At 72.4% G+C, this 25,116-nt stretch carries 17 protein-coding genes, 1 tRNA gene and 2 pseudogenes; 13 read left to right on the plus strand and 7 right to left on the minus strand.

Going from position 1 to position 25,116, the window contains the following annotated elements; translation table 11 throughout:
- Positions 1-330 precede the first annotated feature (330 nt).
- Positions 331-558: a hypothetical protein gene (locus tag OG455_RS31685; RefSeq protein WP_266299626.1), complete on the plus strand. Its 228-nt coding sequence runs from the start codon at positions 331-333 to the stop codon at positions 556-558.
- A 161-nt stretch (positions 559-719) separates the two neighbouring features.
- On the opposite strand, the gene OG455_RS31690 is transcribed toward OG455_RS31685, so the two are convergent.
- Complete coding sequence (locus OG455_RS31690; RefSeq protein WP_266299628.1) at positions 720-1,478, minus strand: AIM24 family protein; 759 nt, start codon at positions 1,476-1,478, stop codon at positions 720-722.
- A gap of 293 nt (positions 1,479-1,771) precedes the next feature.
- Here OG455_RS31690 and OG455_RS31695 point away from each other — a divergent pair, with 293 nt between their 5' ends.
- Positions 1,772-2,929 carry a TIGR03364 family FAD-dependent oxidoreductase gene (locus OG455_RS31695; RefSeq protein ID WP_266299630.1) on the plus strand — a complete coding sequence of 386 codons (1,158 nt, stop codon included), beginning with the start codon at positions 1,772-1,774 and terminating at the stop codon, positions 2,927-2,929.
- 79 nt (positions 2,930-3,008) lie between these two features.
- On the opposite strand, the gene OG455_RS31700 is transcribed toward OG455_RS31695, so the two are convergent.
- Positions 3,009-6,203 (minus strand): bifunctional diguanylate cyclase/phosphodiesterase, encoded by a 3,195-nt coding sequence (locus OG455_RS31700; RefSeq protein WP_266299632.1) that lies wholly within the window; start codon positions 6,201-6,203, stop codon positions 3,009-3,011.
- A gap of 329 nt (positions 6,204-6,532) precedes the next feature.
- Here OG455_RS31700 and OG455_RS42275 point away from each other — a divergent pair.
- The 6 genes and pseudogenes from OG455_RS42275 to OG455_RS31725 all read left to right on the plus strand — a co-directional run.
- Positions 6,533-6,685 (plus strand): annotated as a pseudogene (locus OG455_RS42275) (MbtH family NRPS accessory protein); the annotation flags it as partial.
- 78 nt (positions 6,686-6,763) lie between these two features.
- A complete protein-coding gene (locus OG455_RS31705; RefSeq protein WP_266299634.1) occupies positions 6,764-9,940 on the plus strand; it encodes a non-ribosomal peptide synthetase in 3,177 nt (1,058 codons plus the stop codon).
- Complete coding sequence (locus OG455_RS31710; protein ID WP_266299636.1) at positions 9,937-10,743, plus strand: leucyl/phenylalanyl-tRNA--protein transferase; 807 nt, start codon at positions 9,937-9,939, stop codon at positions 10,741-10,743. The genes OG455_RS31705 and OG455_RS31710 overlap by 4 nt, the downstream gene beginning before the upstream one ends.
- Before the next feature lie 125 nt (positions 10,744-10,868).
- On the plus strand, positions 10,869-11,729 hold the full coding sequence (locus tag OG455_RS31715) for a hypothetical protein (protein ID WP_266299638.1): 861 nt from the start codon (positions 10,869-10,871) through the stop codon (positions 11,727-11,729).
- An 801-nt stretch (positions 11,730-12,530) separates the two neighbouring features.
- Positions 12,531-13,226: a hypothetical protein gene (locus OG455_RS31720; RefSeq protein ID WP_266299640.1), complete on the plus strand. Its 696-nt coding sequence runs from the start codon at positions 12,531-12,533 to the stop codon at positions 13,224-13,226.
- 177 nt (positions 13,227-13,403) lie between these two features.
- A complete protein-coding gene (locus OG455_RS31725) occupies positions 13,404-14,138 on the plus strand; it encodes a hypothetical protein (RefSeq protein WP_266299642.1) in 735 nt (244 codons plus the stop codon).
- 320 nt (positions 14,139-14,458) lie between these two features.
- On the opposite strand, the gene OG455_RS31730 is transcribed toward OG455_RS31725, so the two are convergent.
- Positions 14,459-14,532: transfer RNA gene (locus OG455_RS31730), tRNA-Met, on the minus strand.
- Positions 14,533-14,644: 112 nt separating this feature from the next.
- Between OG455_RS31730 and OG455_RS31735 the strand changes: the two genes are divergently transcribed.
- Positions 14,645-15,796, plus strand: a complete 1,152-nt coding sequence (locus OG455_RS31735; protein WP_266299644.1) for a hypothetical protein — start codon at positions 14,645-14,647, stop codon at positions 15,794-15,796.
- A gap of 44 nt (positions 15,797-15,840) precedes the next feature.
- Here OG455_RS31735 and OG455_RS31740 read toward each other — a convergent pair whose 3' ends face one another.
- On the minus strand, positions 15,841-16,647 hold the full coding sequence (locus OG455_RS31740) for a DUF4232 domain-containing protein (RefSeq protein ID WP_266299646.1): 807 nt from the start codon (positions 16,645-16,647) through the stop codon (positions 15,841-15,843).
- Positions 16,648-16,854: 207 nt separating this feature from the next.
- Here OG455_RS31740 and OG455_RS31745 point away from each other — a divergent pair, with 207 nt between their 5' ends.
- Together OG455_RS31745 and OG455_RS31750 are read left to right on the plus strand one after the other, a co-directional pair.
- Entirely contained in the window at positions 16,855-17,781 is a 927-nt protein-coding gene (locus OG455_RS31745) for an LLM class F420-dependent oxidoreductase (RefSeq protein ID WP_266299648.1), read from the plus strand.
- Positions 17,782-17,930: 149 nt separating this feature from the next.
- Positions 17,931-18,530: a hypothetical protein gene (locus OG455_RS31750; RefSeq protein ID WP_266299650.1), complete on the plus strand. Its 600-nt coding sequence runs from the start codon at positions 17,931-17,933 to the stop codon at positions 18,528-18,530.
- A gap of 108 nt (positions 18,531-18,638) precedes the next feature.
- On the opposite strand, the gene OG455_RS31755 is transcribed toward OG455_RS31750, so the two are convergent.
- From OG455_RS31755 to OG455_RS31765, 3 genes are all read right to left on the minus strand, one after another.
- Positions 18,639-19,511 carry a geranyl diphosphate 2-C-methyltransferase gene (locus OG455_RS31755; protein WP_266301029.1) on the minus strand — a complete coding sequence of 291 codons (873 nt, stop codon included), beginning with the start codon at positions 19,509-19,511 and terminating at the stop codon, positions 18,639-18,641.
- A 27-nt stretch (positions 19,512-19,538) separates the two neighbouring features.
- On the minus strand, positions 19,539-20,693 hold the full coding sequence (locus OG455_RS31760; protein ID WP_266299652.1) for a family 2 encapsulin nanocompartment cargo protein terpene cyclase: 1,155 nt from the start codon (positions 20,691-20,693) through the stop codon (positions 19,539-19,541).
- Between the two features lie 640 nt (positions 20,694-21,333).
- The gene (locus OG455_RS31765; protein WP_266299654.1) at positions 21,334-22,326 is read right to left on the minus strand and encodes a GlxA family transcriptional regulator; all 993 of its coding nucleotides are present in this window, start codon (positions 22,324-22,326) and stop codon (positions 21,334-21,336) included.
- Between the two features lie 187 nt (positions 22,327-22,513).
- Between OG455_RS31765 and OG455_RS31770 the strand changes: the two are divergent.
- Both OG455_RS31770 and ltrA read left to right on the plus strand, forming a co-directional pair.
- Positions 22,514-22,606, plus strand: a pseudogene (locus OG455_RS31770) (cysteine hydrolase); the annotation flags it as partial.
- A gap of 664 nt (positions 22,607-23,270) precedes the next feature.
- Positions 23,271-25,028: a group II intron reverse transcriptase/maturase gene (ltrA, locus tag OG455_RS31775; protein ID WP_266299656.1), complete on the plus strand. Its 1,758-nt coding sequence runs from the start codon at positions 23,271-23,273 to the stop codon at positions 25,026-25,028.
- Positions 25,029-25,116: the final 88 nt, after the last annotated feature.

Raw genomic sequence — 25,116 nt, forward strand, 5'->3', positions numbered from 1 at the left:
ACCACGTCCCTCGGCACCCCGGGTTGTGCCGGAACCGCACGCGCCCCGCGGGTGCCGTGACGAACGGTTCTCTCCTGACCCCCTGTCAGTTCACGGTAGCAAGGAATGCCCTGCCGGTAACCAAGGCCGCGCGGTGCGCGATCCCATCGCCCGGGAGCGCAAGCGGTGCGTCTGAGCAGGCTGTTCCTGTCGTGACAGCATCCGCACAGAGGTATTACCCAGGTGTTGCGATCGCCCTCGGCCGGGTGCGTTATGGTCACGCGTGTCGGAACGTCAACACCACTGCCGGGGGAGGGTTTCCGCCCGGTGGATCCCAGAGGGAGGGACACCGTGCGCGAGTTCATCGAGCGCGAGGAGTTCATCGAGCGCGACCGCGGCTTCTTCGGCGGTGAGGAGATCATCGAGCGCGAGGAAATCGTCGAGCGCGACCGCTTCGGTCGTGAGCGGATCATCGAGCGCGAGGAGATCATCGAGCGCCCGGGCGTCTTCGATGGCTTCTTCGGCGGCGGCGAGGAGATCATCGAGCGCGAGGAGATCATCGACCGCGACTTCTTCTGAGCCGGTCGCCGGTCGCCGGTCGCCGGTCGCCGGTCGCGCGGTCGCTGGCCGGAGCCGTCGGTCGGAGCCGTCGGTCAGGAACGTCGGTCAGGAACGTCGGTCAGGAACGTCGAACGGGGCCGCCGGCCGGGTCACCCGACCCGGTCGGCGGCCCCGGCTCGTCAGCCGCGCAGCATCCCGCCGACGATCCCGCCCAGGCCCGCGCCCTCGGCGCCCGCCGTGACGGTGTCCCGGGCCAGGTAGGGCTCCAGGGCGTGGGCCAGGCTGGAGAGCGGCATGCTCTGCAGCCAGATCTGTCCCGGACCGGTCAGCGCCACCAGGTGGTAGCCGTCGCCTCCGAAGATCTTGTTGGCGATGCCCGGCACCCGGGTGATGCTGAACTGCACCGTCTCGTCGAACATCCCGACGTGGCCGGGGTGGACCAGCATCGTCTGACCGGGCGCCAGGGTGTACTGGCACAGCTCGCCGGAGAGCTCGATCCAGGCCCGCCCCTGCCCGTGCAGCCGCTGCAGCACGAAGCCCTCGCCGCCCCACAGTCCGCCCCGGAAGGACTGCTGCAGCGCGATGGTCGGGGTGATCCCCGGGGTCCCGCAGAGCCAGCCGTGCCGGTGCACCAGCACGCCGCGGCCCTGGGTGATGTCCACCGGCACGATGTGCCCGGGCACCTTCGAGGCGAAGGCCACCAACCCCGGGGCGCCGTGCGCCTGGTACTGGGTCAGGAAGAGCCCGCCGCCGCTGACCGCCCGCTTGAGGGTGTTGAACAGGCCGCCGCCGCCCGGGCCGCCGGTGTTGGTGGTCTGCGACATCTGGACGTTCGCCGACATCCAGGAGAGCTCGCCGTGCATCGAGATGATCGACTCACCGGCCCCCAACTGCATCTCCAGCACCGGCATCGTGCTGCCCTTGATCACGTCGTGCATCCGGGTTCCCTCCCCGACCGGGGGCGGCCGCATGCCACCACCCTGCGGGCACGGTACCGCTCCGCCCTGGTGCCGAACAGGGCGGCCGGGCGTGCCGTCGCAATGCGCCCCGGTGCGTTGACGGCGTGGTGCCGCCGCGTTGCCGACGCGCCACCGGCGCCGGGTGACGGCCGCGTATTCACCGGTTGTTCACCGACTGTCTCTCGGCCTCGTTCGCCGACCGGTCGTAGGTTTCCCTAGGAAAGAAGTTGTTCATACAACTTGACTGCGGAAGCACTGCGACGGGGAGAACTGTGAACGACACGCTGGGCGCGGCGGACGTGGTGGTCGTCGGAGCCGGGATCGTCGGCCTCGCCCACGCGTACGAGGCGCTGGAGCGCGGGCTGTCGGTGGCGGTCGTCGAGCGCGACGAGCGGGCCGCCGGCGCCTCGGTGCGCAACTTCGGCCACGCCTGCGCCACCGCCCAGGACGGCGTCGCGCTGGAGTACGGCCTGGCCGCGCGCGAGCGCTGGGTGAAGCTGGCCGACGCGGCCGGCTTCTGGCTGGGCCGCACCGGCACCGTGATGGTCGCCAGGGCCGAGGACGAACTCGCCGTGCTGACCGAGTTCGGGCAGCTGCGCGGCGCCGAGGTGCGCGCGCTGACCGCGGCCGAGGTGGCCCGGCGGGTGCCGGTGGGCCCCGGCGTGGTCGGCGGCGCCTTCCTGCCCGACGACCTGCGGATCGACCAGCGCGCGGCCGCGGCCGCGATCGCGCGCCACCTCGCCGAGCGCGGCGCGCGGTTCCACTGGGCCACCACCGCCCTGGCGGTCGAGCCCGGCCTGGTCCGCACCAGCCGCGGTGAGCTGCGGGCCGGCTCGATCGTCTTCGCCGCGGGCCATGACGTGGACCGCCACTTCCCGCGGCTGGCCGAGCGGTTCGCGGTCAGGCGCTGCGTGCTGCGGATGCTGCGGGTGGACAACCCGCACGGCACCGTGATCGAGCCCGCCGTGCAGACCGGCTTCTCACTGCTGCGCTACGGCGGCTTCAACGCCTGCCCGAGCCTGCCGGCGGTGCGCGAGCGGCTCACCCGCGAGCACCCCGAGCTGATCGGGATCGGGCTCAACCTGATGTTCACCCAGCGCCCCGACGGCACCCTGACCATCGGCGACACCCACGCCTACGACGTCACCCCGTCCCCCTTCGACCAGGAGGAGCTGGACGCCGCCGTGCTGCGGGAGAGCGCCCGACTGCTCGGGGCGCCGGAGCTGACGGTCCGTGAGCGCTGGCGCGGCGTCTACGCCTCCGGCACCAGCCCGTTCCTGGTCGCGGCCCCCGCCGACGGCATCCGGGTGGTCTCGGTGACCTCGGGCGTCGGCATGACGACCGCCCTCGGCCTGGCCCCGCGGGTGCTCGACACGCTGGACGGCGAGGGCACCCCGTCGGCGGCCGAGCTGGCGGCCCTCTGCGGCTGAGCCGGTGCCCGGACCGTGACGGGTGGTGCCCGGACCGCGACGGGTGGTGCCCGGACCGCGCCGGGTCGGAACGGCGGTGCTAGCCCTCGATGATCCGGCTCTCACCCGCCGACGGGGTGGCGCGGCCGGCCAGTCGTTGGAGCCCGATCAGCGCGGCGTCGTCGCGCACCAGGCCGAGCGCCTGCTCCACCTCCAGCGGCTGGGCGAAGAGGTAGCCCTGGCCCAGCGGGCAGCCCATCGCGGTCAGCAGGTCGAGTTGGGCGATGTCCTCGATGCCCTCGGCGATCACCTGGACGCCGAGGGTGTCGGCGATCCGGGCGATCCCCTCGACCAGCGCGTACTGCTGTCGGGAGTGCGCCAGGCCGTCGATGAACGATTTGTCGATCTTCAGGATCGAGATCGGGAACTCGCGCAGGTAGCTCAGCGAGGAGTAGCCGGTGCCGAAGTCGTCGATGGCGATGCCGACGCCGAGTTCGCCCAGGGCCTGCATGTCGGCCCGCACCCGCTCGTCGCGGCGCATCAGCACGCTCTCGGTCAGCTCCAGGACCAGCGATCCCGGGCTCAGCCCGGAGTCGCGGACGACCTCGCGGACCACGTCGACGAAGCCGGCGTCGCGGAACTGGCGGGCCGACACGTTGACGTTCAGCCGCAGCGGCGGCCGGTCGGTGCCGGCCCGGTGGGGGCTGCTGATCCGCTGCCAGTCGGCGGTGTCGGTGGCGGCCCGGCCCAGCACCCAGGCGCCGAGCTGGACGATCTGCCCGCTCTCCTCGGCCACCGGGATGAAGTCGTCCGGCAGCACCATGCCGCGCTGGTCGTGCGGCCAGCGGACCAGCGCCTCGAAGGCCACCAGGTTGCCGGTGGGCAGGTCGATGATCGGCTGGTAGCGCACGGTGAACGCGGAGTCGGCCACCGCCAGGGCGCAGACCAGGTGCTCGTTCAGCTCGTGCCGCTCGATCAGGCCGGCCTGCAGGGCCGGCTGGTAGTGGCGCCACTGCCGCTTGCCGGCGGCCTTGGCCGCGTACAGCGCGAGGTCGGCGTGGGTGAGCAACTCGGCCGCGTGCTCGCTGTCCTCGGTGGTCGCCACCCCGATGCTGGCGGCCACCCGGACCGCGCCGGAGCTGAGCTTGAACGGCTCGGTGAAGGTGCCCAGCACGCTGTCCGCGATCGCCTGCACGTCGGCCGGCCGCAGCGCGTCCTCGACCAGCACCGCGAACTCGTCGCCGCCGAGCCTGGCGGCGGTGTCGGAGGTGCGCAGCGCGGTGGCGACCCGCAGCGAGACCGCCACCAGCAACTCGTCGCCGACCGCGTGCCCCTGGGTGTCGTTGACCACCTTGAAGTCGTCCAGGTCGATGAAGAGCACCCCGGTCACCGTGCCGCGCCGTTCGCTGCGGGCCAGCGCGTGGCCGACCCGGTCCTGGAAGAGCACCCGGTTGGCCAGGCCGGTCAGCGAGTCGTGGAAGGCCCGGTGGGTCAGCTCGCGCTCCATCTGGCGCTGCTCGGTGACATCGCGCAGGGTGAGCACCAGGCCGTCCACGGTCGGGTCCTCGCGCAGGTCGTTGCAGTGCACCTCGGCCTCGATCGGGGTGCCGTCGCGGCGCAGCAGCCGCCAGTGCTGGCGCTGCCCGTCGGAGTCTCCGGCCCGCATCCGCAGCAGCACCCGGCCCACCGTGCGGCTGTCCTCGGTGGGCACCAGGTCCAGCAGCCGGGCGCCGCCCAGGTCCTGGTGGCCGAGCACCCGCTCCGCCGAGGAACTGGCGTAGCGGATCCGGTCATCGGCGCTGAGGATCAGGATCACGTCGGAGGCGTTCTGCACCAGGGTGCGGAAGTACGCCTCGCTGTTGCGCTTGGTGACCTCCTGGCTCAGCATCACCCGCTCGATCGCCAGCGCCGACTGGGAGGCCACGATCTCCAGCGAGCTCCATAAGGCGGTCAGCTCCTGCTCGCTGCCGGTGACGATCAGCACCCCGATCATCGGGTCGCCCGAGGGCCGCTTGCGCAGCACCAGCGGGGAGAGCAGCGCGCACGGCATCCCGCTGGTCAGCAGGGCGAACCCGGGCCCGAGTTCGTCGGACCGCAGCAGCCGGGTGCGGCGGGTCGACAGCAACGCGAAGACCGGCTCGGACTCCTCGGTGCCCAGCCGCAGCTCGGCCCGCCGGCCCGCCTGCCGCACCCGCAGCGTGTCGCCGTCGTTCAGCGCGAGCAGCGCCTGCTGGCCGGCCTCCCGGCGCAGCAGCCGGCTGGTGGCCAGCTGCACGGTCTCGGCCACCTCCTCGACCGCGAGGGCCGAGGTCAGCGAGGCGCCGGCCTGCCGCAGGGTGTGCTCGCGGGCCAGCGCCTGGCGGTGCACCAGCACCACGCCGGCCAGCCGGGCCAGCACCAGCAGGTAGAGCACGGCGGAGAAGGCGCCGATCAGCGCGGCGTGCGAGCTGACCCCGTTCGCCGCCTCCAGCACCAGGATCCCCGGGGCGATCAGTGAGGCGAGGGTCAGCAGGGCCAGCCGCCCGGCGGTGATGTCGGTCTGCTGCCTCGGCACCGGGCGGGTCAGTTCCACCATCGAGGGGTGCAGCGCGGCCGCGCCCCAGGCGCAGTAGAAGGCGGCCCAGCCCAGGTCCACCGGGGTGCCGATGCGCCAGGTGCCGTGCAGTTGGATCAGCCCGTAGAGGGTGTCGGAGACCAGCAGGCCCAGGGTGCCCACGGTGAGCAGCAGCAGCGCGCGGCTCTTGCCGCCGCGTGGCACCAGCAGCCGCAGCAGCATCGCCAGGATCAGGATGTCGCCGAGCGGATAGGCCACCGAGACGGCCTTGGGGAACCAACCCAGGTCGGGCGTGTGCACGTTGGGCAGGATCAGGTAGATCCAGGCGAGCAGCGCCAGGCCGACGGTCAGGATCAGCGCGTCGAGCAGGCTGGCCCGGTCCTGATGGGCCGTCCGCCAGCGGATGAAGCCCAGCACGCCGATCGCGTAGAGCAGGTACTCGGCGAGGTAGAATCCGTCGGCGGCGGACGGGAAGGGGTTGTCCAGGTGCAGGAACTGGGTCTGCACCACCTGGACGACCTCGCCGCAGGTGAAGCTGAGGTTCGCCGCCGCCAGCAGCAGCCACGGCAGCGGATGCGCGGGCCGGTTGAGCCGCACGCCGACCACGATGGCGGCGACGCCGCCCAGCCCGATGCCGGTCCACCAGATGATCCGCTGACCGGGGTTGGCGTAGTACACGCAGGTGAAGGTCGCCATCCAGACCAGATAGCAGACCATCAGCATTCGTCGTCGGTGTGTCAACAGTGCTACCTCCTGCGCGACATGGCGCCGGGGAGACGTTGAGGGCCTCGGGAATCCGGGGAACCCGGGCCGGGAAACGGTGCCGGGAAACGTTGCCGGGAAACCAGGAAACGGTGTCGGGAAACTCTGGGTCGGGCAACTCGGTGTCGGGAAACCCCGCTTCGGGAAACGGTGTCGGCAGACGGTGTCGGGAATTCAGGAATCGTCCGTCGGTGGCCCGGCGATATCCGTGAACCGGCCACTATCAGGAGATCCCATTATCGTTAGTATAGTTGGCGGGAGGAGCGGCGCGCCCCTGCTCCCGGAACGCCTCAGCCGAGGTCGTGACCGTGGACGATTCGAACAGCCTCACACCGGACGGTGGCGGTCGCCACCTGGTTCTCCGCAATGGCGGCGGGCACCATGCGATCTGGTCCGGTGACTCTCCGATCCCCGCCGGCTGGCGGAGCGTGTACGCAGCGCGATCGCGCCAGGCCTGCCTCACCGAGATCGAGCGGCGGTGGCCGGGCCCAGGTGCGGACACGGGCGCGGGAACAGGGCCGGAAGCAGGCCCGGGTGCCGTGCCCGAAACCGTTCACCAGCTCTTCCGGGCCCAGGCGGCCCGCCGCCCGACGGCCGCGGCCGTCGTCACGCAGGAGGGCGCACTCAGCTACCGGGAGCTCGACCGGCGCGGTGACCGGCTGGCCCGGGACCTGCGGGGCCTGGGGGTGCGGCGCGGCACGGTGGTACCGGTCTGCCTGCCGCGCGGCCTCGACCTGGTGGTGGCGCTGCTCGCGGTGCTCAAGGCGGGCGGCCACTTCCTGCCGCTCGACCCCGGCTACCCGGCCCGCCGGCTGGTCCAGCTGGTCGCCGACTCGGGGGCCGGGCTGGTGCTCACCGATCGCGCCCTGGAGCCGCACTTCACACCCTGCGGTGTCCACCCGGTGCTGGTCGAGGAGCACCGCTCCGGGCCGCACCCCATCGGCGCCGAGGAGGTGCCCGACCGCTCGGGGCCCGGCGATCCCGCCTACCTCGTCTACACCTCCGGCACCACCGGGACGCCCAAGGGCGTGCTGGTGACCCACGGCGCACTGCTCTTCACCGTCTCCCGGGTCACCGCCGCCTACGGGCTCACCCCGGCGGACCGGGTCCTGCAGCTCGCCGCGCTGGGGTTCGACACCGCGCTGGAGCAGATCTTCGCCACCCTGCTCAGCGGCGCCACCCTGCTCCTCGGCGGCCCCGCCGGCTGGGCGCCCACCGACCTGCTGGAGCGCCTGCCCGCCCTCGACCTGACCGTCGCCGACCTGACCCCCGCGTACTGGCACCAGTTCCTGAGCCTGCTGCCGGAGTTCGGCCCGGCCCCGGCGAAGCTGCGGTTACTGATCGTCGGCGGTGACACGGTGCGCGCCGGCGACTGCCGCACCTGTCTGCGCCGACTGCCCGGCACCCGGCTGCTCAACGCCTACGGGGTGACCGAGGCGGCCGTCACCTCGTTGCTCTGGACGGCCGACGCGGCGCTGCTGCACGCCGAGCCCGCCGCCCCGGTCCCGATCGGCAGGCCGTTGCCCGGCGTCCGGGTGCACCTGCTGGACGCCGAGCTGCGCCCGGTGCGCCCCGGCGAGCGGGGCGAGATCCACCTCGGCGGCCCGGGCCTGGCACTCGGCTACTGGCGGCGCCCCGGGCTCACCGCCGAGCGCTTCCTGCCCGACCCGTACGCGGACGCCCCGGGGGAGCGGATGTACCGCACCGGGGACGCCGGGCGGTGGCGGCCGGACGGCGAGCTGGAGCTGCTGGGCCGCCTGGACGAACAGGTGAAGGTGCGCGGCTTCCGGGTCGACCCGATCGAGGTGGAGTCGGTGCTCGCGGCCCACCACGCGGTCCGCCTGGTGCGGGTCTGCCCCCGGGAGAACGGCGACGGCGAGCGCACCCTGACCGCCTACTACACCCTGGCCGAGCGCGGCGACACCGACGCGGACGCCCGCCGGATCGGCCTGCGCCGCTACCTGGCCGAGCGGCTGCCCGAGTTCATGGTCCCGGCCGAGTTCGTGCTGCTCGACCGGATGCCGCTGACCCCGGCCGGGAAGATCGACCGCGGCCGGCTGCCGCGCACCGAGCCGCAGCTCAGGCGCCGGGCCGAGGACGGAGCCGGTGACTGGGTCCGCGGCCGGCCCGGCGGGTCCGCGGCCACCGGCGCCGTCCGGCTCGGGGTGGCCCAGCTCTGGTCCGAGGTGCTCGGGGTGGAGCGGGTCGGCGACGGAGACGACTTCTTCGAGCTCGGCGGCAACTCGCTGCTGCTCATGGAGATGCTGGCGCGGGCCCGGATCATGTTCGGCATCGAGGTCACCTGGATCCGCTTCCTGACCCGTTCGCTGCTGCGCGACGCCAGCCTGGGTGGTTTCGCGGCAGCGGTCGAGACCGCCAGGGCCGGGGCCGGCACCGCCGCCGGGCAGTCGGTCGACCTGGTGGCGGACACCGCGCTGACCGGCGTCCCGGTGCGGACCTCGGGCCGGCCGCTGCCCCGCCGGGACCGCCCCGCCGAACTGCTGCTCACCGGCGCCACCGGCTTCTGCGGCACGCACCTGCTGGCCACCCTGCTGGCCACCACCGACGCCCGGATCCACTGCCTGGTCCGCGCGCCCGACGCGGAGCACGGGTTGGAGCGGCTGCGCGCCGCGCACCAGCGCTTCCTGCGCCGGGACCTGGTCTCGGACCGGGTGCTGCCGCTGGTCGGCGACCTGACCGAGCCGCGGCTCGGCCTGACCGAGCGGCGCTTCGCCGAACTCGCCGACTCGCTGGACGCGATCCACCACCTCGGCGGGCAGGTCAACTTCATCTACCCGTACCACCAGCTGCGGGCGGCCAACGTCACCGCGACCCGGGAGGTGGTCCGGCTCGCCGGGCACTCGCGGGGTATCCCGGTGCACTACCTGTCCAGCCTCGCGGTGCTGGCCGGCTTCGGCGCGGTCGGCGTGCCCGAGGTCACCGAGGAGACCCCGCTCGACCACGCCCAGCACCTCGGGGTTGGCTACGTCGAGAGCAAATGGGCGGCCGAGGCGTTGCTGCACAACGCCGCCGCGGCCGGGCTGCCGGTCAGCATCGTGCGCACCAACGACGTCACCGGAGGCCTGACCACCGGGGTGCTCAACACCGGCACCGAGCTCTGCGCCCTGATCAAGTACGTGGCGGAGAGCGGGCGCTGCCCCGATGTGCGGCTGCCGCTGGACTTCGTACCGGCCGACCGGTTCAGCCAGGCCTTCGCCTACCTGGCCGCGCACGCCCGGGCGGCCGGCGACGTCTACCACGTGGTCAGCCCGCGCCCGCCGCTGCTCGGCGCGCTCGCCGAGCGGCTGCGGGCGCACGGCTACCCGGTGGAGCAAGTGCCCTACCCCGCCTGGGTCGAGGGGCTGGTGCGGTTCGCGGCCGGGCACCCGACGCATCCGATGACCCCGTTCGTACCGCTCTTCGTCGACCGCGCGCCCGGCACCGAGCTGTCGATCAGCGAGATGTACTTCCGGCCGACCTTCCCCCGGTTCGGCCGGTGGAACGCCGCGCAGGCGCTGCGCGGCAGCGGCATCGAGCTGCCGCCGGTGGACGACGCCCTGCTCGACCTCTACCTCGACCAGCTGCGCTCCGCCGGCTGGCTGGCGCCGCCGCCGGTCCCGGGTGCCGGGCAGGGCGCCGGCGGCAGCGCCGGGACGGGCGCCGGCGGCAGTGCCGGGACGGGTGCCGGGCAGAGCGCCGAGGAGGCCGCGCGATGACCGCCCGCTACCGCAGTTGGGAGGCGCTGGACCTGGCCGGGGCGCCGGGCGACGCACCGGCCGCCTTCTGTGCCGACCTCACGCCGGAGGGCCTGCTCGCGGCCTACCGCCGCGGCCTGTTCCCGATGCCCGCCGCCGACGAGTACGCCCGCAGCCTCAACGAGGCGCTCTTCGAGGACCAGGTCGCGGCGGGCACCATCGCCGTGCTGGGGGAGGGCGAGGTCCCCTACCAGGTCGCCTGGTGGTCCCCCGACCCGCGACCGGTGATCGGCGCCGGCCAGGCCCGCCTCGGGCGCCGACTGGCCCGCGGGCTGCGCAACCGGCTGGACTGGTCGACCAGCGTGGACCGGGAGTTCAGCCAGGTCGTCGAGGGCTGCGCGGCCGACCGGCGGCAGCAGTGGCTGACAGCCGAACTGCGCGGCAGCCTGGCTCGGCTGCACGAGCGCGGCTGGGCGCACAGCGTGGAGGTCTGGGCGGACGGTGAGCTGATCGGCGGCGCGTTCGGCGTCCGGATCGGCCCGGTGCTCAGCCTGGACTCGATGTTCCACCGCCGTCCGGACGCCGCCAGGGTGGCGGTCGCCGACCTGTCGGCCCGGTTCGCCGAGGCCGGCGGGCGGCTGCTGGACGCGCAGTGGGACAGCCCGCACATCCGCACCCTGGGCGCCGCCCCGATCCCCAGGACCGGCTACCTGGCGGCGCTGGGGGAGGGCGCGGCCGGGGGTGCGGGTGCCGGTGCGGGTGCCGGTGCCGGTGCCCAGGCCGTGCCGCCGGTCGAGTTGCGTCCGGCGAGTCGGCTGGCCTGAGTGCCTGAGTGCCCGTGTGCCCGGTGGCCTGGCCCCTCGCCGCTGCGCAGGGTGACCGGTCGGTCTCCGTTCGGAGTACACGTTCGGCGCCGCGTGGCGCGGACCAGGGCGGGTACGCGGCAGGCATGGGAATTCTTCGCAGACGCGGCCCGGCCAGAGCGGTTACCGCCCCTGACGAGGCCGACCAGCGGCTCGCCGAGCTGACCGCCGAGCTGGCCCGGCTGGAGGGCCCGCAGGGGCTGGAGCACCCGGCGGGCGTCCCGCCGGCGGACGACGTCGACCAGCGGCAGCGCGTGGTGCGGGCCCGGGACGCGCTGCTCGGGCTCGGCCGGTCGCTGGCCCGCGGGCGCGCCGCGCGCGGTGCCGCCACCGCTCGCCGCACGCTGACCGACCGCCTGATGGCCACCGCGCCGCGGATCCCGGTCCGCGACCTCGCCGCGCTGCGCCGCCAGCACCCGGGCGCGACCTCGCCCGAGCAGTTGGCCGACCGCCTGGTGGTCGGCGCCTGCCGCGCCACGACCGCGATCGGGGCCGGGGTGGGCGCGGCGGCCGTGGTGCCGACCGCGGCGGTCACCGCCGAGCTCGCGGCGGAGTTGCTGGCGGTCGCGGCCGTCGAGGTCAAGTTGATCGCCGAACTGCACGAGGCGTACGGGCAGCCGGCCGCCGGTGGCGCGCGGGAGCGCGCGACCGCCTACCTCGGCGCCTGGGCCCACCGGCGCGGGATCGACAGCATCAGCCTGCTGAAGCCCAGCGGGGTGCTGGCGATGGGGGCGGGCGCCCGGGTGCGCAAGCAGGTCACCCGCCGCCTGGCTCGCGGCTCGCTGCGCAAGCTGCCCTCGCTCACCCCGCTGCTGATCGGCTCGGCCTTCGGCGCCCAGCTGAACCGCCGCGACACCCGCCGGCTGGCCATCCAGGTACGGGCCGACCTGCGCGACCGGCCGCCGCGCACGTCCGGTTTCTGGGAGGCCGCCGTCCCGCCCTCCTGAGGACGCCCCCGGACAGGCCCTATCCGACCGACCCCTGGCACGGGGGCGCGGGCGCGGGCCGTCGAGACCTGGACGGTGCCGCCCGGCGGATCGACTCGCCGGGCGGCACCGTGCTGTCGGGGTAACCGTGCTGCCGAGGTAACGGTGCTGTCTCGATCGGGTGTTGGCATCGGCTCCCGGCGAACGCGACTGTGCGGTAACGGGATCGTGACCTGGGTGGCCGGGGTCACAACCGGCGGTGCGGCGGCGGGTCGGACGGTGTGACAGATGCCTCGGGGCAGCCGTCCGGGTGGGAGTCGGCGCGCACGCTCGAAGCGGTCCACCGGCTGCGCCGATCCGGCTCCGGCTCAGGCCCGGGCCGCCATCGGACACCGGCGCGAACAGCACCAGAGGTGGGCATCGCGGCTCAAAATACCCGCAGTTGAGCGCGGTCGGACCGTGTTCCTGAACACATCGGGATGCCTCGCCGCGAGATTGACAGTATTCGAACGATCGGGCAAGAATCCGGGCATCCCGGCAGCGGCCGCCCCACAGCGGACGGTTGCCGGACCCGACGGCCCGACCGCTTCGGCGGTCCCCGCGTCTGCGACCGCCCCGGCGGTCCGTGCGTCCGCGCCGTCCGCCGTTCGTCGAGCGGTGTCCACCCCATCGAGGTCCCGGCACCGCCAGTGCCGTGGCCGGTCCTGCCACGACGACCTCGCTAGGAAGCCTCTGATGCCTGGCCGCTTCAGCACACGCAGATCAGACCGAAATATCCGAAAACGTAACAATGCCCGGCATGTCCGAACTGCCGCCCTGGGTGTGGCCGGTGTGCTCGGGGTGCTGGCCGCCGTGAGCGCGTGCGGCGGCTCCGGGCAGCACGCCGCGGGCAGCCCGAGCAGTGTCGCGGCCACCGGCGCGCCGTCCTCCGGCGCCGTCTCCCCGGCCTCTCCCGCCTCCCCGCCGGCGGTCTCCGGACGCCTCTCCGCGAGCGAGCTGCCGGCCGGCGCGGTCGAGCAGTGGCAGCCGCTGGCCGCACCGCACGTCCAGGCGGTCAGCAGCGCGATCCAGGTCAACGAGTGCGCCTCCGTCCAAGGCGCGGCCGCCTGGCAGCAGCAGGCCTACGTCAGCACCTACCGGACGCCCGCCGAACAGGACCTGTTCACCTTTCACGACAACGCCGCCGCGCAGCACGCCTACCAGGCCCTGCTGACGCAGATGGACGGCTGTCAGACGCAGTCCCGCGCCCTGCAGACCAAGTCGCTGGGTGCGGCGGCCGCCGACGCCCAGGTCGCCACCACCGCGCAGAACGGGCAGGGCACCGCCTGGTCACGCCGGTGGACCGGCGTCGAGGGCATCTCGGCCGGCGGCCCGCAGACCGACCACCTGTACGCGGTCCAGCAGGGCAGCACCCTGGCCGTCGTCCACTTCGACGAATGGGCGAGTTCTCCCGCCGCCCCCTACAGCACCCGGGCCGACGGCGACCTCCTCACCTCGGTCGCCCGCAAGCTCGGTTAGCCGCTCAGGCTCACCCGCTCCACCGCAGTACCCGTCCCACCGCAGCACCCGTCCAACCGCAGTACCCGTCCCACCGCAGTACCCGTCCCACCCGCGGCACCTCTCCCATCTCCCACCGTGCCGCGTCGCGGTTCCCGTCCCCCTTGTCCCCCTTGTCCCCCTTCCCTGGAGACACCCATGTCCACGCACCGTCCCCACCTCCGCCGCTGGATCACCGGTCTGCTCGGCGCCGGCGCCGCCTCGATGCTGGTGGCCGTCCCCGCGCACGCCGCCTCCTCGGTCGACGGCACCATCTCCCCGACCGAGGTCATCCAGCGCGCCCAGAGCTGGGTCAGCGAGGGGGTGCCGTACAACCAGGCCGGCTACCAGAGCGACAGCAACGGCACCTACCGCGAGGACTGCTCGGGCTTCGTCTCGATGGCCTGGCACCTCTCCGACAGCCTGGTCACCCAGACCCTGCCGAGCGTCTCCACCCAGATCAGCTCCTCCCAGCTGCAGCCGGGTGACGCGCTCGACTACACCGACGAGCACGTGATCCTCTTCGGCAACTGGATCGACCAGTCCGCCGGGACCTTCAACTACTACTCCGAGCAGAACTCGCGGGTGCTGACCAACGAGTACCAGGGCGACCTGAACGCGAGCTCGGTGGCGGGCTGGCCCACCAGCTACTACACCCCGCTGCGGTACGACAAGATCTCGGGCGCCGCGCCCACCACCACGACGCCCGCCCCGGCCCCGACCACCCCGACCACCCCGGCCGCGCCCACCACGCCGGCGCCGACCACGGGCACCGGCACCGCGCCGACCGCCGGCAGCGGTTCCACCCCGGCCCCCGCGCACAGCGGCACCGGCCAGCACACCACCACGCACCACAACTCCGGTGGCTGGAACTCCTGGCAGCGCTGGTGGTAGCCACCACGGGCCGCTGACCCGCTGAAACCGAAGCCCCCCTGGCGCCACCCACCGCGCCCGGGGGGCTTCGGCCGTGCCGCGCCCCTGGTGGGGGAGTGCCTGCCCGCCGTGGTCCGGCAGGGCGCCCGTCGGCGTCCTGCCGGCCGGTGCGGCACGCCACCGCTGCCTCGACGGCGTCGGTTCCGTCTCGCCCGCCGAAGGGTGCTGACGCCCTGTCCTCCGCCGGAGCGTGAGCAGCCGCCTTGGACCGCTGCCAGGGCCTGCCCGGAAACGGCAGTGGTCCCGGCGCACACTGTGCGCCGGGACCACTGCCGCTGTAGTAGCGGGGACAGGATTTGAACCTGCGACCTCTGGGTTATGAGCCCAGCGAGCTACCGAGCTGCTCCACCCCGCGTCGGTGAACCTGACTCTACGGCATGGCGGCCGCGAGGCGAAATCCGATATCCGGCGGCCGCGCCTGCCCTACTCTTCAGCCGGTGACAGAGGCACCGATGACAGAGACACCGATGACAGAGACGCCACCCGCCACCAGCGGCACCGCCTGGGCCAGGCTCACCGCGGCCACCGCGGCCGCGTCAGCCACCGTGGTCGGTCGGCGGGTGGGTCTTTCGTGGCTCTCCGGGCTCGGCCTCAACCGCGTGGCACCCGCCGAGCTGCTGGTCGAGCTGCTGGACCTCGGTGAGATCGGCCTCCTGTACCGCAAGGACCTGCCGGACGGCGTCCTGGACGCCGCGATCGTCCACCGGACACGGCACGTCCGCGGCCAGGTCGCGGAGATCGGCGGACTCTCCCCGACCCAGTGGGAGCGGCTCATCGCGGCCACCCCCGAGCCGGACGTCCGCCGGCGGCTGGCGGCGCACGCCGAGGAGTGGCTCGCGGCCCGGCTGCTCTCCCGCGGCGGTCGCGGAGTCGGGCGGGCGCCGCACCCCGATGCCGCGCCGCCCACGGGACCGCGCGAGATCGCCGCGATGGCCGCCGAGGTCCCCGACATCGACCCGAGCGGGCAGACGACGGCGCTGTGGTGGATCGGCGCACTGCACGCGGACCCGGAGGCCATGCGTCAACTCGCGCGTTCTCCCAAGCTGTTGGTCCGCCGCAGCGTCGCGAGGGCACCGCGGCTGCCCGCGGACGTGGTGGCGGTCCTCGCCCGCGACGAGGACCGCGCGGTGCGCCTCTTCCTGGCGGAGTCCTGCGACGACGCCCCGCCGGAGTTGCTCCTGGACGTGGCGGGCTGGTGGGACGGGAGCCTCTCGTTCCCCGGCCGGCCGCGCAACCACCCCAACTTCCCCCGCGAGGGCCTGCTGCGCTTCGCGGCGGACCCGAACCCGCGCCTGCGGGCGCTCGCGCTCGACGACCCGGCCGCCACCGCCGCACTCGTCGAGCGGTTCGGCCACGACCCTCACGAGAGCGTCCGCAGGGCCGCCGCCGAGGACTCCCGGCTCGCGCCGGAGGCGGCGGTCCGACTGGCCGCCGACCCCGACCAGGGCGTGCGCCGGCGGGCCTGGGAACACCCCGTCCTGCCACCGGACGCGTTGACGACGCTGCTGCTCGACCCGCGCTCCGCGGAGAGCGCCGCCCGCAACCCCGCCATCCCGGTCCCCGTCATGCGCCGGATGGTGCGGGTCGGCGCCGCGCTGCTCGACCCGCCGCGGCGTTAGCAGGGGCAGTGGGGGCAGCGGTCAGCGGGAGCGCGGATCGGCGGTCACGGCCTGGCAGAGGCGGCCGCCGCCGCGATGGTGTCCTGGTAGAGGCCCAGGAAGGGCGACTCGACGTAGGGGTTGCCGGTGCCGCCGCCCTCCACGGTGATCTTCGTGTCGAGCTCGTCGGCGTTCGGCAGGTCGCTGCTGGCGATGACCGAGAGCTGGTCGTAGGCGCGACTGGCCCCGGCGGTGCCGTGGCCCGGGTCCAGGTCGACCACGGCGTAGGCGGTGCGGCCCGCGTGTAGCGGGTAGGACGCGGCGCCGCCGATCCTGGTGGGGACGGCGGGCTGCACGGTCAGCGCCTCGCCGTTGCCGGTGCGCAGGGTGCTGCTGGCGTCGATGGCCACCAGCGGGTAGCGGTCCAGGCCGCAGGCGGTGCTGCCGGTGTCGGTGACCTCGATCAGCCGCTTGCTGGTGCCCAACTGGGCGTCGTACACGGCCTTCAGCGCGAGCTGGTCGGCGGTGCAGGGGTGCGCGTAGGCGTAGGAGTCACTGGTGGCGTCGGAGGCGGCGGTGGGGGAGGCCGGGCGGGTCGCTGCGGTGCTGCCGGTGCCGCTGCCGGTGCCGCTGCCGGTGCCGCTGCCGGTGGCGCTGCCGCTGCCGGTGGCGCGCGGGGTGGCGGAGTGCGCGGCGGCGGGGGTGGTCGTGGCGGTCGCCTGCGGGGCGGTGGCGGCAGGGGTCGGGCCGGCGGCGTTGGCGGTGCCGGCGCCGGTGTCGTCGGGGCCGCAGGCGCTCAGGGCCAGGGTCGCGGCGGCGGCGAGCAGCACGAGCGGCAGGATGCGGCGGCGGGTGGCGGCGGGCGTGGTCATTGGTCCCCCAGGAGCGTCGGAGCTGGTGTCGTCCCGCTTCTCAACACAGTGCGATCCGGCAGGCCGGTTCCTGACCCGGAGTAACAGCACGTAACAGGTCTGTGACAGAGGCCGTCACCGGGCCGGCCGCTACCGGTGCGGGCGGAGCGCTGGCGACCGGCGTGCCGTCCTCGTTACGATCGACGGGTAGGCCTCCAGCCCCGCCGGGTGGCCCCCACCCAGGCCGTCGCCCGCGCGGCGGTGCGGCCTCGGGAGGTGGGACGGATGCGGATCGGGCTGCACGCGCTCGGCATCGGGGACGGTGCCCGCCCCGAGGTGATCCGGGCGGTGGCGAGCGCCGCCGAGGCCGCCGGTTTCGCGAGGCTCTGGGTCGGCGAGCACGTGGTGCTGGTGGACGAACCCAACTCCCGCTACCCCTACGCCGCCGACGGGACCATCCCCGTCCCCGCCGACGCCGACTGGTTGGACCCGCTGCTCACCCTCGGCTTCGCCGCGGCGGTGACCAGCCGGATCGGCCTGGCCACGGGTGTGCTGCTGCTGCCCGAGCACAACCCGGTCCTGGTCGCCAAGCAGGCCGCGACGCTGGACGTGCTCTCCGCGGGGCGGTTCACCCTCGGGGTCGGAGTCGGCTGGTCCGCCGAGGAGTTCGCCGCGCTCGGAGTGCCCTTCGCCCGCCGCGGCCCGCGCGCGGCGGAGTACCTCGCGGCGATGCGCGTGCTCTGGTCCGATGACGTCGCCTCGTTCGAGGGGGAGTTCGTGCGCTTCGAGGGGATCAGGGTCAATCCCAGGCCGGTGCGCGGCAGGCGGCTGCCGGTCGTGCTGGGCGGCAACAGTGACGCGGCGCTGCGCAGGGCGGCCGCCCACGGCGACGGCTGGTACGGCTTCAACCTCCCGGCCGCCGAGGTCGCCGCGCACGTCAACGCCCTTGCCGGGTACGGTGCGCGGCTCGGTGGCGGGCCCTCGGCATTCTCGGTGGCGGTCGCGCTGAGCGACGGGACCCCGGAGCTGCTCCCCGGCCTGGCCGGAGCGGGGGTGACCGAACTGGTCGTGGTCGGGGCGCCGCCCGCGGCGCCGCACCTGGCGGCCGGGTGGGTCGCGGACCTCGCCGACCGGTGGATCCGCCCCGGCCGCTGAGCGGCGCGCGGTCGGTGTGCGGATGTGCGCGGGCGGCGTGCGGATGGTGCGTGCTGGACCGAACCCGGAACGGTCCCCGAGCCGTCTATCCAGCGGGACATGACCACGGGTCAGTCCTTCGACCATCGCCTTCCTTCCGGAGGATGTAGATGAACGTGACCATCAAGCGCGCCTCGGCGGTCCTCGCCGCGGCGGCCGGCCTCACCCTCGCGCTCGGCGGCGGTGCCTTCGCGGCCGGCGGCGCCGGTGGTGCTTCCCAGGGTGGCGGTGCTTCGCAGGGTGGCGGGGCCAGTGGGGCGACCCAGGGCGGTGGTGCTTCGCAGGGTGGCGGGGCCAGTGGGGCGACCCAGGGCGGTGGTGCTTCGCAGGGTGGTGGCGCCAGTGGGGCGACCCAGGGCGGTGGTGCTTCGCAGGGTGGCGGGATCAGCGGTGGCGGGATGAGCGGCGGTACCGCGGCCGGCGGTGCCTCGCAGTCCATCCCGAGGGGGGACTTCGCGCTCTGCTCGAAGGGCAGCTACACCTCCTTCGTGCGCTTCCCCCAGCGCGGCAACTGGGAGACCATCCTGGTCACCCCTGGCCAGTGCACCTGGTTCGCGCTGAGCGGGCACGGCAACGAGGAGGCCGAGATCTACGGCCGCTACTCGAACGGATCGGACTTCAAGATCGACACGGACTACTTCGACGACGCCTCGCCGGACCACATCTACACCCTGGGCACCCCGAGCAACAACGACTGGACCACGTCCTGAGCCCGCGGTAGCGGCCCCGTAGCCGCTGGGGAGGACGGTGTGGGCCGTCCTCCCCAGCACGGGCCCGAGGCGGCCGCCGCCCGCGACCGCCCCGGACCCGCGACCGTGTCAGACCCGGTCGGCGGCGATCAGCACGTACTGGAACGAGCCGTCCTTGTAGGAGGACAGGAACGCCTCCTCGATGCCCGTGACCAGCGAGGAGGTGGCCCGCAGCTCCCAGTAGGGCAGCGTCGCCGGTGTGAGGTCGATGACGGCCCGCGGCACGAGGCGGTTGTCGGCCATGGCCCGCAGGTACTCCCGGCGGGAGTGGATGTTGCACTCGAAGTGCGCGTTGATCTGCGACACCCACTTCGACGGCTGCCCGTAGGCGGGGTTCCAGCAGCCGGTGATGGTCACGTACCGGCCGCCGACGGCCAGGATGCGGGAGTGCTCGGCGAACAGGTCGTCCAGGTCCACGTACATGCTGGACTCGTTGTTCCAGGAGCCGGCCACCTGCCCGGTCTCGAAGGGCGTGTCCAGCATGTTGCACACGCGGGAGCGGACGTACCGGTCGATGCCGAGGTCGCGTGCGCGCTGGTTGCCGAAGTCGGCCTGCTTGGCCGAGAGGGTGACGCCCTCGACCCGGCACCCGAACCGCTGGTGGGCCATCGCCATCGAGCCGCCGCGCCCGCAGCCGGCGTCCACCAGCGTGGCGTCGTCCGGGATCGGGCCCAGGTGGTCCAGGAGCAGGTCGGCCTGCGCGGACTCCAGCCGGTGCAGTTCGGCGATCACCTGCTTCTCGCGCTCGCTCCCCTCGGGTGCCGTGATCGCGCCGTGGTCGACGTCGCCGATGCCGTAGTGGTGGTGGTAGAGGCCGTCCACATCGCCCAGGCGCAGGTTGACCGGGCGGGCCTCCTGGTCCCAGTAGCGGGCGATGTCGTCCTGGTACGGGGTCGCCGGGCCGGGCACGGTGGCGGTGGTCGTGGCGGGGTTGATGTCCATGGTGGTCACTGCTGGTCAGCTCCTCGGTTACCAGAAGTCGGGCAGGCTGTAGCGGTACGTGTTGGTGCAGTGCCAGTGGTGGTTGCCGTCGACCCAGGCGGCGAAGCCGCGCAGGAAGCGGAGCACGGACGGCACGGGGTGGGCGGCGGCCACGGCGGCCGCCGCGGACTCGAATTCGCGCATGAGCTCGTTGTGGACCTCGACCGCCTTCAGGTACGCCGGTTGGTCGCCGCACCCCTCGCGCTCCGCGATCACCACCGGCAGGTTCAGGTGCCGGCCGGGGGCGGCGAGCTCCTTGGTGTACGAGTAGAGGTCGTTGACGATGGTGGTGGCGTTGGAGCCGAGCGCGATGACCCGCTGCAGCTCGGGCAGGGCGTGCAGGTCGGCGGGGAGCTCGTAGCCGTCCACGGTGTCGGTGATGGTCGGGCAGGGGCGGAAGTTGTTGAACTGGCGCATCGCCAGGTACTCCCACACCTCGGGCAGGTGGTCCGTCTCGCTCCAGGCGGCCTCGGCGAGGTAGCCCAGGTGCAGGCGGGCCATGTCGTGCCGGTACCGGTCCGCCTGGGCGGGCGTGGCCAGCCGGGTGAAGTACTCCATCGCGGAGCGGTAGGCGCGCCGCGGCGGGTCCGCGTGCAGCGAGGCCTCCCACTGCGGCTGGTACTCCCGCGTGGTGGACAGGGGATCGAGCGTGGTGTGCGCCAGCAGCAGCCGTCCACCGAGGCCGACCGGCGATCCGCCGTGGTCCTCGCAGTAGAGGTCGTCCAGCGCGTTCTCGGCCGCCATCAGCCGGGTGGCGACCATCAGATGCTCGATGGTGGGAGCGGCGGGGTGGCAGGCGACCATGTAGCGGCCGAGGTCGAAGCCGTCGAACTGGTCCTCCCACTCCGGCGGGAAGAGCCGCACCTCCTCCACCGCCCACTGCTTGACCCGCCGGCCCACCTCGGCCACCCGCACGGGGTCGGGTTCGGGCACCGGGTGGTAGTAGAGGCCCGGGATCGGCCGGGGCGTCCTGGGCGCTTCGTCAACCGCCTCGCCCGCCTCGTCCGCCCCGGGTGCGGCGGTGGTGGCGGTGGTGGCCTCGGTCGCGACCTGGGCCGGTGCGTCGGAGCGCGGCGGGTAGAGGCTCGCGGTGCCCAGACCGCTCGGACCGCGCGGGATGCGTCCCCTGGCGGCCGTGCTCACGCCCGTGCCGCTCGTGCCGCCCGGGCCGGCGCTCCCGGCAGCGGCGGGGCGGTCGTGACGGTTGGTCTCGCGGCCCGCCCCGCGGCGCGGGCGGAGCAGCGTGACCGCATTTCGACGGCGAACCGGACTTGGGGCATGGACTACTCCTTGTGCGAACCGGCTGGAGCTGGTGTGATTTCGGTGCGAGCCGGCCTCGGCCGGTGGGCGGTGGCACGGTCCGCCTGCGCGGCAGGGCCCCGAACCGTCCGGCGGAAAAGCGGAGTTGCCGACTCACCCACTTAACTTGGCCCCGGAGCCCGCCCGCAATCCCCGCCCACCCGGCGCACGCGCGCACGGCGGCGGCGTGCGCGGCTGTCCGGGGCTCCACGCGGCATGCCGCCGTTTGCGATCGGGGTCGCACACGCGTCTGGGGGCTGTGCGGGCTCTTTCGGTCCTTTTCGGGGAATCGTTCGGCGGCGCTGACAAGGTCAGGTGCAGACGATGCGGGCAAAGTCGAACAATGCGCCCGAGTTCAGGAGTGACACATCGTCGACTGATATGACTTTCATTCGATCATCTTCACCGGAATGCCGGGTCACGAGCGCGGGCATCGTGGGACGCTTGGCATTTCTTCGGCCCGGCCCGGTCCAGCCGCCTCGGCTCAGCCGGAGTGGGCCCGGAACCGCAGCCGGTACTCCGTCGGTGTCGTGTCGAGCCTGCGGCGGAACGCCCGCACCAGGGTGTCGGTCGTGCCGAACCCGCAGGTGGACGCGACGCGTTCGAGGGTCGCGTCGGTGGATTCGAGCTGGTTGCGCGCCCGCTCCACACGGGCCGACTCGACGTAGGCGCTCGGGGTCATGCCGAGCTCGGTCTTGAAGATCCGGGTGAGCTGACGCTCGCTGACGTGCGCGAAGACGGCGAGGTCGGCGACGGTGAGCGGCTGCTCCAGGCTGCGTGCGATGTGGTGGCGCAGGTCCTCGATGCGCCGGGTCGTGGAGACGGGTTCGAGCGGGACGCTGAACTGGCTCTGCCCGCCGGGACGCTTCAGGTACATCACCAGCTGCCGGGCGACGCGCAGCGCGACCGTCTCGCCGAAGTCCTCGGCGACCAGGGCGAGCGAGAGGTCGAGGCAGGCGCTGATGCCCGCGCCCGTCCAGACGTCGCCCTCGCGGATGAAGATCGGATCGGCGTCGACCTCGATCGCCGGGTAGTCGCTGGCGAGTTGCCGCGCCGTGGACCAGTGGGTGGTGGCCCGCTTGCCGTCGAGCAGCCCGGCGGCGGCGAGGATGTGCGCCCCGACGCAGACGGAGGCGACCCGGCGCGACCCGGCCGCCAGCACCTTCACCCAGCGGACCACGGTGGGGTCGGTGAGCGGGTGGACGCGGCGCAGGCTGTCGACCTCGACCGCACCCGGCACCAGCAGCGTGTCGATGCTCCGCGCGGCGGCCTCCTCGAAGGTGAGATCGGGCAGGACGCGCACGCCGGCTGACGTGGTGACGGGACCCATCGCCTCGGCCGCGAGGACGACCTGATAACCCGTCGCCTCCTCCGTCTCCCGCCGCACGAGGGAGAACACCTCCGGCGGTCCGGTGACGTCGAGCAGGTCGACGCCCTCGAAGAGGACGATGACGACGAGTCGCCTGACGGTGCTCATGAGTCTCCTGCTTCTCCCGGTTCTCAGCCCTGGCGGCCCGAGGCGATGTCTGTTTCTGCATGTTAGATGGCATTGCCGACATGACGTGGCCGGCCATAGCGTTCCAGCGCGGCCCACCGCAGCTTTCCAGCGCAGCTCACCGCGAGTGAGCCGGCGAACCCGGCACGGAACCTAAGGCGGTACAACCATGGCTACGACGACCCTGCGCGCACTCAACGGCTTCGACGAGACGCCCGCGTCGCTCGCCGACTCGACCCTGATCCTGGTCGACTACCAGAGTGCGAGCTGATAAGCCGCTCGCACCAGCGGGGAGCGCCGTGAGGATGGTGCTCCCTCCAGCCAAGTGACCAACATGGCTGGTCCCCTAGGGCACATGCTCGCCGGGTAACTAGCGGGTGTGAAGCTGCCTGACAAGAAGCCCCAAGGGGCCGACGGGTCGTCGTCGGCGACAGGGCAAGGGGAAGACCTGAAGGGCGAACGCAAGTGAACTCCTGATGAGGCTTCGTCATCGAAAACCGCGGCAACGACTAGCAATCGGCGGTAAGGGTCGTCGGGTGAAATACCCGAGGTGGCTGACCGGACTTTGGAACGGGCAGCGTGGTCACCACTGACCCCGGAGTATAGGGAGCGCCCCACCCAGGTCGTACCTGGTGCGTGTGGAACAGCGAAAACCCGTATGGGTCCGGTGCAAGCCGGTAGGCCGGAGGTAACGAAGGCACAGATCCTATGCGGGAACAGGATGTCCCGAGAAGCGAAGGCCGCTAAGGCGAAAGCCTAGGGGAAAAGGCAGAGATACGGTTCCTTGGCCGCTGTCCATAACCCGGCGGATACCGCGCACATGCGCGGACTCGAAAGAGGGCTGACGCGGGACAGGTGGGCCTTTGAAGAGGCCGAAGCAATGACGGCAGAACCAGTAGCTGGACGTAGACACGGAGGTGGACAAGATGACCGAAAAGACGGCCGACGCGGCCACCCGAGTGACGAAAAGCCTGGACGATGCCAAAGCATGGCGCAGTGTGAACTGGGCCGAGGCAGAGGCGGACGTATGTCGACTGAGGCAGAGGATCTTCAAGGCTGCGCAAGATGGGGACGCCAAGCGTCTCCGCAACCTGCAAAAGCTGATGCTGCGGTCTCGTCACAACACGGTGGTATCCATCCGCCGGGTGACGCAGCTCAGTCAAGGACGCCGTACTCCCGGTGTGGACGGGAAAGTGGCCCTGTCGGATCAGGACCGTGGACAGCTCCTTCGGGAGCTGGAGGCGGCGCCGCGATGCCGGCCGGTGCCCGTACGGCGCGTGCACATCCCGAAGGCGAACGGAAAACTGCGGCCACTCGGAATTCCGACGATTCGGGACCGCGTGGAGCAGGCCAGGGTGAAGAACGCCTTGGAGCCGGAGTGGGAGGCACTCTTCGAGGAGCGGAGCTATGGTTTCCGACCGGGGAGGAATTGCCACGATGCGGTAGGACGCATTCACACGACGATGTCGCGCAAGGACTCGAAGAGGACCTGGGTCCTCGACGCTGACTTGTCGAGTGCGTTCGACCGGGTCAACCACGATCGCCTGCTGGATGCCATCGGAGACTTCCCGGCTCGCCGGGAGATCCAGGGATGGCTGACAGCCGGGGTGATGGAGCAGGGGCGCTTCGCGCCCACGGAGGAGGGCACGCCGCAAGGCGGGGTCATCAGTCCGTTGCTGCTGAACATCACGCTGCACGGCATGGGGAACGCCGCAGGGGACATAGACCGACAGCCGATCTGGCAGAAGTCGGCCCAAGTGACCCCGACCTTTGTACGGTACGCCGACGACTTCGTGGTGATGTGCGCCACGGAGGAACAGGCATACACGGTAAAGCAGAGGCTCACCGAATGGCTGAAACCGAGAGGGCTGGCTTTCAACGATGAGAAGACCCGCGTGGTCCACATCGACGAAGGCTTCGACTTCCTCGGCTTTCATATCCGCCGGTTCGATGGGAAGCTGCTAACCAGACCGAGCAGAGAAGCGGTGAAGCGATTCAAGGAGAAGATCGCGGCGATCTCCAAGGAGATGGCCACGGCCAAGACGGTAGATGTCACGCGCCGTCTCAATCCCTTGATCAAGGGGTGGTCCACCTACTACCGAGGTGCGGCAGCGAGCAAGGTCTTCGGAGACCTCGATCACTGGATGTACAAGAGGATGTTCAGGTGGGTCAAGCGAAGGCATCCGAAAAAGTCGACCGCGTGGATGCGGAACAACTACTTCGGAGCCTTCCACCCGCATCGCAGAGACAACTGGGTCTTCGGTGACAAGGAGACCGGTGCATACCTGGTGAAGCTCAGCTGGACACGCATCGTTCGCCACATCGTGGTGAAGGGGGCGGCATCTCCGGATGATCCGTCTTTGGTGGACTACTGGGCCGAGCGGCGCAATAAGCGCAAGCATCCAGAGGCCCACGGTCGGAAGGCCGTGGGAATGGCAGCCCGACAGAAGGGTCTGTGCCCGCTGTGCGGCACGGATCTCATCGCCGGGGCCGGGTATGAGCCCGAATCTGTACGCGAATGGGCGGACTGGTTCGAGGCGAATTTCCGGCGGCTGCACAAGCACCATCTGACCTACCGCTCGCGCGGCGGATCGGATCAGGCCAGCAACCTCGTGCTCATTCATTCCGATTGCCACAGGAAGCACCACGCTTCCGACGACAAGGAGATGCAGGAAATTGCGTAGCCATTTGGGCCTGCTTGAGCCGGGTGCGGTGAAAGTCGCACGCCCGGTTCTGAGGGGGGACTCTGCGCCGAGAGGTCAGGGTCCTACC

Source organism: Kitasatospora sp. NBC_01287, from assembly GCF_026340565.1.
Classification (GTDB): domain Bacteria; phylum Actinomycetota; class Actinomycetes; order Streptomycetales; family Streptomycetaceae; genus Kitasatospora.